The sequence below is a fragment of the Streptomyces sp. YKOK-I1 genome (assembly GCF_054660435.1).
This window is the reverse complement of record NZ_BAAGDR010000001.1, coordinates 3,485,008-3,497,890: the sequence shown is the minus strand read 5'-3', so window position 1 is coordinate 3,497,890 and position 12,883 is coordinate 3,485,008. Positions and strand designations below refer to the sequence as shown.

Annotated in this window: 11 protein-coding genes and 1 pseudogene; 6 read left to right on the top strand and 6 right to left on the bottom strand. The window is 72.3% G+C overall.

What is annotated here, in order from left to right; translation table 11 throughout:
* Positions 1–5: 5 nt before the first annotated feature.
* Positions 6–863, bottom strand: coding sequence for an SIR2 family NAD-dependent protein deacylase (locus ACYQ8Q_RS15180; protein WP_460065297.1), 858 nt, complete (start codon positions 861–863; stop codon positions 6–8).
* A 103-nt stretch (positions 864–966) separates the two neighbouring features.
* Between ACYQ8Q_RS15180 and ACYQ8Q_RS15175 the strand changes: the two are divergent.
* A pseudogene (locus tag ACYQ8Q_RS15175) lies at positions 967–1,881 on the top strand (helix-turn-helix domain-containing protein); the annotation flags it as partial.
* Positions 1,882–1,935: 54 nt separating this feature from the next.
* On the opposite strand, the gene ACYQ8Q_RS15170 reads toward ACYQ8Q_RS15175, so the two are convergent.
* Genes ACYQ8Q_RS15170 through ACYQ8Q_RS15155 form a run of 4 tightly spaced genes read right to left on the bottom strand, consistent with a single transcriptional unit; the run spans position 1,936 to position 5,684 of the window.
* Positions 1,936–3,168 carry an ABC transporter permease gene (locus ACYQ8Q_RS15170; protein WP_460065295.1) on the bottom strand — a complete coding sequence of 411 codons (1,233 nt, stop codon included), beginning with the start codon at positions 3,166–3,168 and terminating at the stop codon, positions 1,936–1,938.
* A complete protein-coding gene (locus tag ACYQ8Q_RS15165; RefSeq protein WP_460065293.1) occupies positions 3,165–3,875 on the bottom strand; it encodes an ABC transporter ATP-binding protein in 711 nt (236 codons plus the stop codon). The genes ACYQ8Q_RS15170 and ACYQ8Q_RS15165 overlap by 4 nt, the downstream gene beginning before the upstream one ends.
* Positions 3,872–5,146 carry an efflux RND transporter periplasmic adaptor subunit gene (locus tag ACYQ8Q_RS15160; RefSeq protein ID WP_460065290.1) on the bottom strand — a complete coding sequence of 425 codons (1,275 nt, stop codon included), beginning with the start codon at positions 5,144–5,146 and terminating at the stop codon, positions 3,872–3,874. The genes ACYQ8Q_RS15165 and ACYQ8Q_RS15160 overlap by 4 nt, the downstream gene beginning before the upstream one ends.
* Entirely contained in the window at positions 5,133–5,684 is a 552-nt protein-coding gene (locus ACYQ8Q_RS15155; protein ID WP_460065288.1) for a hypothetical protein, read from the bottom strand. Before ACYQ8Q_RS15155 ends, ACYQ8Q_RS15160 begins: the two co-directional genes overlap by 14 nt.
* Positions 5,685–5,776: 92 nt before the next feature.
* On the opposite strand from ACYQ8Q_RS15155, the gene ACYQ8Q_RS15150 reads away from it, so the two are divergent.
* On the top strand, positions 5,777–6,478 hold the full coding sequence (locus ACYQ8Q_RS15150; RefSeq protein ID WP_460065286.1) for a response regulator transcription factor: 702 nt from the start codon (positions 5,777–5,779) through the stop codon (positions 6,476–6,478).
* A 25-nt stretch (positions 6,479–6,503) separates the two neighbouring features.
* Complete coding sequence (locus ACYQ8Q_RS15145) at positions 6,504–8,270, top strand: sensor histidine kinase (protein ID WP_460073322.1); 1,767 nt, start codon at positions 6,504–6,506, stop codon at positions 8,268–8,270.
* Between the two features lie 110 nt (positions 8,271–8,380).
* Here the strand turns inward: ACYQ8Q_RS15145 and ACYQ8Q_RS15140 are convergent, their stop codons facing one another.
* On the bottom strand, positions 8,381–9,364 hold the full coding sequence (locus ACYQ8Q_RS15140) for a helix-turn-helix domain-containing protein (protein WP_460065283.1): 984 nt from the start codon (positions 9,362–9,364) through the stop codon (positions 8,381–8,383).
* Positions 9,365–9,566: 202 nt separating this feature from the next.
* On the opposite strand from ACYQ8Q_RS15140, the gene ACYQ8Q_RS15135 reads away from it, so the two are divergent.
* From ACYQ8Q_RS15135 to nthB, 3 genes are read left to right on the top strand one after another with little or no spacing between them, the layout of a single operon-like run.
* Positions 9,567–10,580 (top strand): phenylacetaldoxime dehydratase family protein, encoded by a 1,014-nt coding sequence (locus ACYQ8Q_RS15135; RefSeq protein WP_460065280.1) that lies wholly within the window; start codon positions 9,567–9,569, stop codon positions 10,578–10,580.
* Between the two features lie 45 nt (positions 10,581–10,625).
* A complete protein-coding gene (locus ACYQ8Q_RS15130) occupies positions 10,626–12,194 on the top strand; it encodes an amidase (RefSeq protein ID WP_460065278.1) in 1,569 nt (522 codons plus the stop codon).
* Positions 12,191–12,883, top strand: a complete 693-nt coding sequence (gene nthB / locus ACYQ8Q_RS15125; RefSeq protein WP_460065276.1) for a nitrile hydratase subunit beta — start codon at positions 12,191–12,193, stop codon at positions 12,881–12,883. The genes ACYQ8Q_RS15130 and nthB overlap by 4 nt, the downstream gene beginning before the upstream one ends.

Genomic DNA, 12,883 nt, shown 5'->3' with positions numbered 1-12,883 from the left:
GCGGGTCAGGGAGCGAGCCCGTCGAGCAGGACGTCTGCTCCCAGGGGCACGGACAGGGCGCGCTCGCCGAGGTCCGGGGGGACCTCGGGATGGCCGGGGTTGATCCGGACGAGCCGGGCCCGAGGGGTCTGGCGCACCAGGTTCTCCATGGGCCGGCGGATCACGCCGGGGGTGTTGAACCCGGCACCGATCTCGACGACGAGCAAGGCGCTGTCCGCGGGCGCGTCGTCGAGCCACCGGACGAGCCGCCGCCCCGCGGGCAGATAGGGGTCGTCGACGAACTCGGGACCGACCCGGATGTTGGGGAAGGCGTCGGCGCCGCAGCGGGGGCAGCGCGGCAGGGCCCGGGGATCGCTCACCCGGCCGGTCTCGCGGTCGTACGCGGCGAGGACCGTGTCGAGGAAGGGTCTGCTGGACCAGGTCTCCCGTGTGCACGGGACCGTGCACTGGAGGCGGCCGTAGTCGCCCTGCGGGGTGTGGACCCGGTCCGCCTCGAAGCCGTTGCGGGCGAACAGGGCGTCGACGTTGGACGTCGTCACCCGGTGGTCGCGGTCGCCGACCAGCTCCCTCAGCCTGCGGTAGAGGGGGTTGGGTCCGGCGCCGTAACGGATGTCGTCGATGTGGACGGCCCAGTAACCCCACATCATGTCCTGCGGCAGGGGTGCGCCGAGCAGGTAGCGGGAGCGCAGGCCCAGCCGGTGCAGCGCCGGCAGCAGTTCCCCGAAGCGTTCGGCGTCGCCGTAGTCGTATCCGGCGGCCGCGCTCAGACCCGCGCCGGCCGCGATCAGGACCCGGTCGGCCTCTTCCAGCCAGGCGCGGACGGTCTCGCCCGCCGGCGAGGCCGGGGCGGAAGCGTGGTTCATGGTCCCGTCCTTTTCTCTTTCCGCCACGGAGTCGTTCCGCCTCCGTCGCGGTACGACCAACGTATGAGGACTCCGCGGGGAAAGCCGGATAAACTTCCGACCGATGATGGTCAAAAACCGACACGGTTCTCCGCGCGGTGCGCGGCGCGAGATCCCGGAGATCCCGTTCGCCGCGCCCGCGGGCACTCCCGCCGGTATCGAGGTCATGTCGCTGGCCGAGCTGCGGCGGCGCGTCCCCGAGGACACCCTCGCGCGCCCCCAGCGCCCCGACTTCCATCATCTGCTCACGCTCACCGAGGGCGGCCTGCGGCACATCGTCGACTTCGACGGCCACACCCTGCGCCCGGGCTCCTGGCTGTGGGTGCGCCCGGGGCAGGTGCAGCAGTGGGGCGACCTCGCCGGGGCCGAGGGCACGCTGATCCTCTTCCGGCAGGACGCGCTGGACCCGGCCACGGCGACGGCCGCCCGGGTCGACGACCCGCACGCACCGGTCGTCACCGCTCCCGTCGCCGCCGACGCCGAGGCGGTGTCCATGGCCGCGGAGCACCTGAGCCGTGAGTTCCGGGCGCTCGGCCACCTGCCCCTCGAAGCGCACATCGCGGCCCTGCGCCACCTCCTCGCCGTCCTGCTGCTGCGGCTGGCCCATCTCACCGTTCCGGTCGGCGGCCCCGGCCCGGAGCCGGACGAGACCTGTCTGCGGTTCCGTGACGCGGTGGAACGGCACTTCACCGCCACCCGACAGGTGGAGGACTACGCCCGTATGCTCGGCTACTCGGGCCGCACCCTCGCCCGGGCGACGCTGGCGGGCGCCGGGCTCGGCGCGAAGGAGTTCATCGACCGCCGGGTCGTACTGGAGGCGAAGCGTCTGCTGGCGCACGGCGACGAGACCGCGGCCCAGATCTCGGACCACCTCGGCTTCGGCACGCCCTCCCAGTTCAGCAAGTACTTCACGCAGCGCACGGGCCGTTCCCCCATCGACTTCCGCCGAGAGATCCGGGGACGGGATCGCCTACCGGGTCTCCGGGATCCGTTGACGCCCGACGCCCCGACGCCCCGACGCCCCGACGCCCGCCTAGGTCGCCGCCAGCGCCTCCGTAGGGGTCAGGCGGGCGGCGCGGACGGAGGGGTAGACGCCGGCGAGCATGCCGATCAGGATCGCGCCGCCGAATCCCGCGGTCACCGAGGTGAGGGGGACGACCGGCGGCCAGTGCTGGTGGGCGGCGTAGACGACGGTGGCCAGGGCGCCGAGTGCCGTGCCGGTCAGGCCGCCGAGGCCCGACAGGACGACCGACTCGGTGAGGAACTGGGCGCGTATCTGGCCCCGGTTGGCCCCCAGGGCGCGGCGCAGGCCGATCTCCCGGCGGCGTTCGAGGACGGAGATGACCATGGTGTTGGCCACGCCGATGCCGCCGACGAGGAGGGCGACCCCGGCGAGTCCCAGGAAGAGCGCGGAGAACGTGCTCTCGGTGGCCCGTTTGGCGGCCAGCGCGTCGGACGGGCGGCTGACCTGGACCACACCGGGCAGTGCGGGGTTGATCGTGGCGGGCAGGACGTCGCGTACGGCCTCGATCTCCGACTCCCTGGCCTTGAGGTAGATCACCGTGGGATGGCCGTCGAACCCCAGCAGACTGCCCGCGGCGTCCCAGCCGACCAGGACCGAGCGGTCGATGTCCGGCGACAGCGGGGTCTTCTCGAGGATCCCGATGACCGTGAACCAGCGGCGGCCGAGGTAGATCTGCGGGGCGGGCCGCCCGGCGGTGACCTCCGGGATGCCGAGCCGGGAGGCGGCGACCGAGCCGAGGACGGCGGTGGGGAACTTCTCCGTGCCCGCACTGAGGTACTGGCCCGAGCCCACCTCGGCGTTGATCGTCCGCAGCAGATCCAGTCCGGCGGCCAGCACGGTCAGTCCGGTGTAGTCGCCGGCGTTCTCGCGGTCGTTGCGGAAGACCTCGGCATGGGTGTTGGCGACCGCGCTGGCCATGGTGACCGGCCCGATCCGGCGGGTCATGGCCACCGATTCCGGCGGCAGCAGCACCGGTGGGTCCTGGCGGGCGGGCACGGCCTGGAGCATGTTGGTGCCCAGCGCGGAGAGCTCCTCCATCAGGGCTTTCTGACTGGACGCCGGGATCCCGGTGACGACGATCAGCGTGGCGATGCCGATCGAGATGCCGAGGGCGGACAGGGCCGCCCGCACCTTGCGGGTCCGGATGCCCAGCAGCCCCAGGCCCAGGATGTCCAGCGGCGCCAGCCGCACCGGCCTGCTGTCGGCGCCCCGGGCAGCCGACCTGGTCGAGGTGAGGGTCATGACCGGCTTTCCGTAGGGGCGGGTGCGTCGGTGCGGGTGTCGGAGCGCAGACGGCCGTCGCGGATCTCCACCCGGCGGGGCAGCTGGGCGGCGATGTCCCGGTCGTGGGTGATGACCGCGATGGTGGTCCCCTCGCGGTTCAGCGTCGTCAGCAGATCCAGTACGGCCACGCCGTTGGCGGTGTCCAGTGCGCCCGTCGGCTCGTCCGCGAGCACCAGGACGGGCCGGTTGACGAGTGCGCGGGCGATCGCGACCCGCTGCCGCTCACCGCCGGAGAGCTGCTGCGGCAGATGCCGGGCCCGGCGGGCCAGCCCCACCCGGTCCAGTGCCTCCAGGGCCAGCGGGCGGCGTCTGCCGCGCGGCACCCCGGCGTACAGCAGACCGGTCGCGACGTTCTCGGCGGCGGTCAGTCCGTCCGTGAGATGGAACTGCTGGAACACGAAACCGAGTTGACGCCCCCGCAGCGCCGACAGCCCGCGGTCGGAGAGTTCCGCGACGTCCTGGCCGCCGATCTCCACGGTGCCGCCGGTGGGCCGGTCCAGCGTGCCCATGATGTTCAGCAGGGTCGACTTGCCGGACCCGGACGGGCCGACGATGCCGAGGAGTTCGCCCTGCGCGACGGCGAGCGAGACGTCGTGGAGCGCGGTGACCCCGCCGGGGTACACCATGCTCGCGCCGCGCACCGCCAGGACCGGGCGGGTGCTCATGAGGTCGTCACCACCTTGGTCCCGGCGCCGATGCCCGCGCCGCTGATCTCCACCCGGCCCTTGGAGAACATCCCGGTCTTCACCGCCACCAGCCGGCCGCCCGGCAACTGGACGGCGTAACCGCCCTCGCTCAGTGCCAGCAGGGCGCCGACGGGCACGGTGAGCACGCCCTTGCGGGTCTCCGAGGTGAACCGCACCTGTACCGGGGCGGAGGTCAGGCCGCGTACCGCCGCGGTGTCGCGCAGCGCGATGCCGACGGTCAACCGGGGCTGCCCGGAGGTGTCGTCGCCGCTCGACGCGTCGCTGGTCCGGACCGTGGCACCGATGGCGCTGATGGTCCCCTGTGCCGTGGAGCCGTCGGGCAGGTCCACGGTCACCGCGTCGCCGCGTCTCATCGAGCCCGCCTCGCCCGGGTTCACCGAGACGGTCACCGACTTGGTGGTGGACGTGACCGTCATCAGGGTCCCGTCGGCCGCGTCGGCGAGCTGTGCCTGTACGCCGTCGACCCGTACGGCGCCGGACAGCACCGAGAGGTCGCCGACGCCCAGTACGCCGGTGGACGGCAGGCCGGCCGCGGTCTGCCACCGCTTGACGGCGGCGATGAGGCCGGCGGTCAGGACCCCGTCGCCGCGCTTGACCCGGACGTGCGCGGGCGCGGTGCGCGGCGCGGCCGGCGCGGTGGCCACAGACGTGGCCGTCGCAGTCGCAGTCGCCGTCGCAGTCGGCGTCGATATCGGCGGCGGCGTCGGCGTACTCATGGCTTCGCCCGGCACCGGTTGTACGGTGACCCACGTGCCCACCGAAGGCCGTGCGCCGATGTCGTAGCCGAGTGCCTCGAGGTTGTCGGCCACCGTCTTCACGTCCGGGCCGGTGGTGCCCTCGGCCTCCAGGGTCCGGTACAGCGGTGTGCCGCCGTAGAAGACCGGCACCGGCACGTTGTCCACCCGGTACAGCGGTTCGCCCCGCCGTACCGTGACCCCCGTCGCCGGCAGCCAGGTGATCAGGCCCGTCCTGCCGCCCTTCACCGTGGTCGCCCGCCCGTAGCCGAGGGTCCCGTCCAGCGTCTGGGCGTTGGAGAGGTCGCTCCTGGTCACGACGGCGGTCGCGGTCCGTACGGAGCCGTCGCCCGCGCTGCCCGCCTTCCCGTCGCCGCTCCGCCACGCGGTCACGGTCCAGGCGCTCGCCACGACGACCGCCAGTGCCACCACCCCGATGACCGTCCGCCGTCTGCGCGGCCGACGGTCGGCCCCGCTGTCGTTACTCGTCTTCACCGAACGCCTTCACCTGGCAGTCGAGTTCGTACTCGTCGTAGTGGGGGCGGTTCATCTCGTTCCCGGTCTCCAGGGCCCAATTGCCTTCGTAGACCAGGGCTTTGATGCCGTGCCCCTTCATGCACTTCACCATTGCGCGCACGTCGTCGCTGTAGTCCGGGTTCTTGGCCGGGTCCAGCTCCGGCGGATCGAGCGGCTGCTTCCTCTGGCAGGCCAGCACCGCGGGATCGTTCGGCTTGCGCTTGTACTTCTCCGCCGCGCCGTGCTCCTTCAGGCACGCGAGCCAGGCGTCGTACATGCGATTGACTTCCTCGTTGGTGCTGTCCAGCCGGATCTGCGGCCGGCCCGCGTCGGGATCGGCGCTCGCGCTCGCCTTCGCCGAACCGCCGTCCGCCGCCGGGGTGGTGAGCGAGGCGACCTCGCCGTCACCGTCCTTGCCCGCGTCGTCGCCGCCGACGCCCCCGCAGGCGGTGAGGACGACCAGGCCCGCTGCGCCGACGGCGGTGAACACCGCGGCTCGATCGAAGAGGTTCACCATGGCGCAGACCATGGCCCGAAGTTATGACGATCCTGTCAGGACGCGGTCAGAAAGCCGTCTTGCCGCATTCCGCCGCCCCTACTCTGACCCCCATGAACGCCCGTGTCCTCGTGGCCGAGGACGACACCAAACAGGCCGAGGTGATCCGCCGCTATCTGGAGAGCGAGGGCCACACCGCCCTGCTCGTCCACGACGGGCGCGCCGCGCTCGACGAGGTGCGCCGGCAGCGGCCCGACCTGCTGGTCCTCGACGTGATGATGCCGGTCGTCGACGGTCTGGACGTGTGCCGCATCCTGCGCCGCGAGAGCGATCTGCCGGTGCTGATGCTCACCGCCCGCAGCACCGAGGAGGACCTGCTGCTCGGCCTGGACCTCGGCGCCGACGACTACCTCACCAAGCCCTACAGCCCGCGCGAGTTGATGGCCCGCATCCGTACGCTGCTCCGGCGGACCCGGGCGTCCGGCACCGCTCCGCGGGACCCCGTCCTGCGGGTCGGCGCCCTCGCCGTCGACCCGGTCCGGCGTGCCGTCGAGATCGACGGCCGCCAAGTAGCCTGCACGCCGGGGGAGTTCGACGTTCTCGCCACGATGGCCGCCGAGCCCGAACGGGTCTTCACCCGGCGTCAGTTGCTGGCCCGCACACGCGGGGACGACCGCTATGTCACCGAGCGCACCATCGACGTACACGTCCTGAACCTCCGCAAGAAGATCGAGCCGGCACCCCGCCGACCGGTCTATCTCCAGACGGTGTTCGGCGTCGGCTACCGCCTGACCGACGGCACCCGTGGCCGCTGAGAAGCGGGCGCGCCCGCACGGCAGAATGCCCCTGCGCCGGAGCCTGCTGGTCCGGCTGCTGGCCGCGTCCATCACCATCGCCGTCTGCTCGGTCGCCGCCACCGCCTGGCTCGCCGCGCGCACCACCACCAGCGCCATCCAGCAGGAGCAGGGACAGGTCCTCGCCGACGACGCCCAGATCTACGACACCCTCATCGGCTACGCGGCGGGCCACACCGACTGGTCCGCGGTGGCCCCCACCCTGAAACGGCTGGCCGAGCGGACCGGCCGTCACATCACCCTGACCACTCAGGACCGCCGGCCCGTCGCGGCGTCCGGCACCCCCTCCCAGGGGCTCCCCACCAGGGCCTCGGCGCTCGTCGACCCGCTGCGGGCCGACCCGGCGCTGCTGCCCGGCGTCCAGGCGGACGGCATCGACCCGCGAGCGGTCGGCCCGTACCGGCTGCCGGGCGCCGAGCGCAAGGAACTGCGATACCTCGCACGGAAGATGCAGACCTGCCTGCGCGGCGCCGGTTTCGCCGCCGGAGTCACGGAAGGGGCGAGCGGCAGGCCCTCCCTCGTCATGACCGGCGACAACAGCGTCCAGCGGAAGGCCGGTGAGACGTGCGGTGTGTTCGCACTCGACGGTCCCACCAGGACCGAGAAGCGGGCGCTCGACCGGCTCAACACCCTGGTCGGCGGCTGCCTGAAACGCCAGGGACTGGACCCCGTCGAGGTCGGTCTCGGCTTCGCTCCCGCCCAGAGCGTCGGCGAGCCCGTCCAGCGGTGCGTCGACACCGCCCGCCGCGAACAGCTCGCCCCCTATGTCGCCCAGCCCGCGCTGCTCTTCGTCGCGACCCCGGCCGGATCGGCGGCCGCACCCGGCTTCGACCTCTCCTCGGCCAACACGGCCCGGGTCGCCGGTGCCGCCGCACTCGTCCTCGTCCTCACCGTGGCCGTCACCGTCACCGTGGGCACCCGGCTGGTCAGACCCCTGCGGGCACTGACCGACGCCGCCCGCCGCCCGACCCAGCAGCACCTGCGGGTACCGGTGACCACCCACGACGAGATCGGTCACCTGGCCGCCGCCTTCAACGACCTGGCGGAGCGCCGCGAGCGCGTGGAGCACCAGCGCAAGGCCATGGTCAGCGATGTCGCCCACGAACTGCGCACCCCGCTCAGCACGATGCGCGGCTGGCTGGAGGCGGCCCAGGACGGCCTGGCCGTCTCCGACGCGGCGTTCGTCGCCTCGCTGCTGGAGGAGGCCCTGCTGCTCCAGCACATCGTCGACGACCTCCAGCACCTGGCCCAGGCCGACGCCGGCAGGTTCCGGCTGCACCCGGAACCCCTCAACCCGCGCGAACTCCTCGGCCACGTGGCCGCGGCCCACCGCGGCAGGGCCGACACCGCCGGTGTCACGCTCACCACCCGCATCGAGGACACCCCGACCCTCCACGCCGACCCCGCGCGTCTGCGCCAGACCGTCGGCAACCTGCTCTCCAACGCGATCCGGCACACACCGAAGGGCGGCACGGTCACCCTGTGCTGCCGCCCGGCGGGCGACGAGGTCGTGATCGAGGTCGCCGACACCGGTACCGGTATCGCCGCCGAGGACCTGCCCCGCGTCTTCGACCGCTTCTGGCGCGCCGACAGGTCCCGCAGCCGCCGGACCGGCGGCAGCGGCCTGGGCCTGGCCATCGTCCGCCAGCTCACCGAGGCCCACGGCGGCACGGTCTCGGTGACCAGCACCCCGGACACGGGGACGGTCTTCACCCTGCGCCTGCCCCGCACCGGCACCGTACCCGGGCGGTGAGGCATCGGCCGGTGAGTCACCGGCCGGGTGCCCGTGCGCCGGGGCCGAGTGACCATGCCCTGAGCCGCTCGACCGACGCGGTGGCACGTGCGGGGCGGGACGTCCGGGCCCTACCGGTTCAGTGCCCGGTAGCGGCTCGGGCTCACCCCGTACAGCGCCTTGAAGGCCCTACTGAAGACCGCCAGGTCGGTGAAGCCGAAGCGCGAGGCGATCTCGGTGAGGGGGCGGTGGGTGTGCCGCGGCGACAGCATGGCCTCGCGGCAGGCCTTCAGGCGGCGCAGCCGGATCGTGGCCGCGACGGTCTCGCCGGAACGGGCGAACAGCCGGTGCAGGGTGCGCGGCGAGACGAAGAACGCCTGGGCGATCCGCTGCGGGGTGAGTTCGGCGTCGTCGATATGCGCGTCGATGTACCGCAGGATGTTTTCGCGGAATTCCAGCGCCCGGGTGTCCTGGTCACCGGGATCGCTTTCCTCCAGCGCGGCCGTGATCGCCAATTCCGCTATTTCGTCGGCCAGTCTGATCGCACCGCCGGACGACACGTCCCGGTCATGGGTGAGAAGGCCCGCCAGCAAGGGGGAAAGCAGCTGACCGACCGCGGTGTCGGCCCGTACCGTACGCGCCGTGAGCTGCTGCGACCGCGTGTCGCTGAGCGGAATCGATTCCCGCGGCCAGGTGAAGACCCGCAGATGCCAGTCCGGGCGCAGATGCCAGGTGAACGGCCGGGCGCTCTCGTAGAGCGCGAAGTCTCCCGGTCGCAGGGTGCAGCTCCGCCCGTCCTGGATCAGTTCGCCCTCGCCCGCGACGACCATGCCGATCTGCATCAGGTCCAGCGGCTGCCGCGAGGTCAGCCGGCCGGTCCGGTCGAAGGTCTGGGACGTGGCGAGGACGTCGGCCGCCATGAGGTGCGCCAGCCGCCGGGTGCGCACGGTCCCGGTGAACCGTCCGGACTCGTCCGGCCTGATGTCGAGCGCCACGAAGGTGTCCCGGATGGCGTCGGTCCAGGCGCCCAGGGAATCCGTCCGCACGATCTCCGTGAGGCGCCGGCCCGCGCCGGCGGTCTCCGCGTGCGCAGGATCCTGCTCGCTCCCGCTCACGAGGTTCCTCCTCCCACGTGGAGTGCACGGTAGGAGGACGCCTGGCGCTGGTCAATACACGAGGGTTTCCTCCCGCGGAGATCCCGACAATGGCGCAGAGCGTCAAACCGGCTGTCTCCCGGCGACAAACACCGGACTCCGGGCCGCCGTACGGTCAATCACCGCGACCCGACCTGGAGGACCGATGCCACGTCATATTCGAGTGACCGATTCGGAACCGCGCTTCGACATGTGGTCGACCATTTATCCGGAAGGGGTCACCGAGATTCTGTTCGCCCAGTTCGGCGTGCAGGCCCCGAGCCCGGAGGAGGCGGACAAGGCGATCGAGGAGATGCTTCCGCTGTTCGGCGGGGAAGCACAGCCGACGGTGCTCGACCGGGGGCGGTACACCGACGCCTACGGCTATGCCAACGCCACGCTCATGGCGTACTGGTTCGCGCCGGAGGAGTACACACGGTGGACCGGACAGGAGGCCGTCGCGGCCTACTGGGCGTCCCGCCCGGTCAGCGGCCCCCTGGGCTTCTACCGCGAGGCCGTGACCATACCCCGCGACCACATCGAGACGCTGTACACACCGCACGACCCCAAGGAGTACGACACCCCCGGCATCGCCCAGCATGTGCAGGTCGCGCCGACCAGGGTGCACGACTACTGGGGATCGGCGCGGGACCGGATCACCGCCTCGCGGACCGACGAGCTCGAAGGCGCGCTGTACGCGTACACCCCGACCACCGAGGAGACGCTCGGCAAGCGGGTCTCCGTCACCGTGCCGGGCAACGTCTGCCTCATCCGAACCGCCCAGGACTGGCGCAGGAGCACGGTCTTCAAGGACGACTACTTCGCCCACGTCGACCCGGTGAAGGACATCGGCGTCGACTACCTGGCCGTCAACCCCGACACGGGGTGTCTGCAGACCCGCAAGATCCGCGAACAGGCGCTCGGCGGCGAGATCATCGACCGCGCGTGCACCGTCGGCTGGTTCCTCTCCCTCGAACACCTGATGACGTGGTCGCGCGGCCACCGCAGCCATCTGGAGATCTACGGCGCCTTCTTCCAGATGATGCAGGGCAAGGACGGCCAGCCGATGGACATGTCGCTCTGGCACGAGGTCTCGGTGATCCCCGAGGGCGGCGGGTCCTCGGAGTACGTCAACTGCCACAACCGGACCGGTTTCCTGACCCTCCTCGACCACGTCCCCGCACACGTCGCCGGATAGCGCGGGAGACCCCGGACAGCACCGGCAGCAGAGGAGAACCGCCCCATGACGTCGCTTCCCCCACCGGACGCCGAACGCCTGGCCGCCCTCGGCCGGCACTTCCGGTTCGGACTGTCCCCCGCCGAACTCGCCGAGTACGCGCCCGCGGTGGAGGCCACCCTGGCCTCCCCGGCCGCGGTCGAGGAACTCTACGCACGCGCCGCCCGGAACACCCCGTCGCCCCGACGGGACTGGGCACCGCCCCGGCCCGAGCACAACCGTCTCGGCGCCTGGTACGTGACCACCTCGCTCACCGAGTCGGCGGACGGCCCGCTCGCCGGGCGCACCGTGGCGGTGAAGGACAACATCGCCGTGGCGGGCGTACCGATGATGAACGGATCCCGCACGGTCGAGGGCTTCGTGCCCCGCCAGGACGCCACCGTGGTCCGCCGGCTGCTCGACGCCGGGGCCACCATCACCGGCAAGGCCGTCTGCGAGGACCTGTGCTTCTCCGGGGCCAGCTTCACCTCGCACCCGGGCCCGGTGCGCAACCCCTGGGACGAGACCCGCAACGCCGGCGGGTCCTCCAGCGGCTGCGGCGCCCTGGTGGCCGCCGGCGAGGCCGATCTGGCCGTCGGCGGCGACCAGGGCGGCTCGATCCGCATCCCGGGCGCCTTCTGCGGGATCGTCGGGCACAAACCGACGTACGGACTGGTGCCCTACACCGGCGCGTTCCCCATCGAGCGCACCATCGACCACCTCGGGCCAATGGCGCGCACGGTGGCCGACGCCGCGGCCCTGCTCGCCGTCCTGGCCGGCCCGGACGGCGCCGATCCCCGCCAGCCGGGCGCCGTCGCAGAGGTCGACTACCTGGCGGCGCTCGCCGCACCCGTGTCGGGACTGCGCGTCGGTGTGGTCGCCGAGGGATTCGGCACGGCCGTGTCGGACCCGGCGGTGGACTCCTCCGTCCGGGCCGCGATCGACGTCCTGCGCGGCGCCGGGCTCGACGCGGCGGAGGTGTCGGTCCCCTGGCACACCGACGCCCTGCACGTGTGGAACGTGATCGCGACCGAGGGCGCCGCGTACCAGATGCTCGACGGCAACGCCTACGGCATGAACACCGACGGCTTCCACGACCCCGAGCTCATCGCCCACTTCGCCCGCCGGCGGCTGGAGCACGGACACGAGCTGTCCAGGACGGTGAAGCTGGTGGGGCTGTCCGGGCGCCACACCTTCGAGGAGGGCGGCGGGAAGTACTACGCGATGGCCCGCCGGCTGGTCCCCGAGGTGCGCGCGGCCTACGACGCCGCGCTCGCCCGGTACGACGTGCTGGTCATGCCCACCCTGCCGTACACGGCGACCGCCCTTCCCCCGGCCGACGTGTCGCTGGCCGACTATCTGAGCACCGCGCTGTCGATGGTCGGCAACACCGCCCCGTTCGACGTGACCGGTCATCCGGCCTGCACCGTGCCGGCCGGACCGGTCGGCGGACTGCCGACCGGGCTGATGATCATCGGCCGGCGCTTCGACGACGCCACCGTCCTGCGGGTGGCGCACACCTACGAACAGGCCGTCGGCGGCTTCCCCGCGCCACCGGTCGCCGCGAGCAGCCGTATGAACGGAGCAGTCGTATGAACGGAGTCTTCGACCTCGGCGGCACGGACGGGCTGGGCCCCGTGCTGACCGAGGAGGACGAGCCGGTCTTCCGCGCCGAGTGGGAGAAGGGGGCGTTCTCCCTGTTCGCCAGCTGTTTCCGGGCGGGGCTGTTCAACGTCGACATGTTCCGGCACGGGATCGAGCAGATGGACCCGGCGGAGTACCTGCTGTCCAACTACTACGAGCACTGGGTGCACACCGCCGAGCACTTCGCGGCGAAGGCCGGGATGATCGACCCCGCCGAACTGGCCGCACGGACCGCGTTCTTCCTCGCGCACCCGGACGCGGCCCTGCCGCAGCGCGAGGACCCCGAGCTGCTGGCCTTCGTCGACGCGGCCGTCACCGGCGGGGCGCCTGCCGCGCGCCCGTCGGACAAGGAGGCCCGGTTCGCCGTCGGCGACCTCGTCGCCATCGCCGCCGACAGCCCGGCCGGACACACCCGCCGGGCCCGCTACGTCCGCGGCCGCACCGGTGTGGTCACCGGGGCGCACGGCACCTTCATCTACCCCGACAGCGCCGGCAACGGCGGCGACGACGCGCCCGAGCACCTCTACACCGTCCGCTTCACCGCGCACGAGCTCTGGGGGGCGAAGGCCGGCGACCCCAACGCCACCGTCTGTTACGACGCCTGGGAGCCCTACATGAGCCTGGCCGAAGGGAAGAAGTGA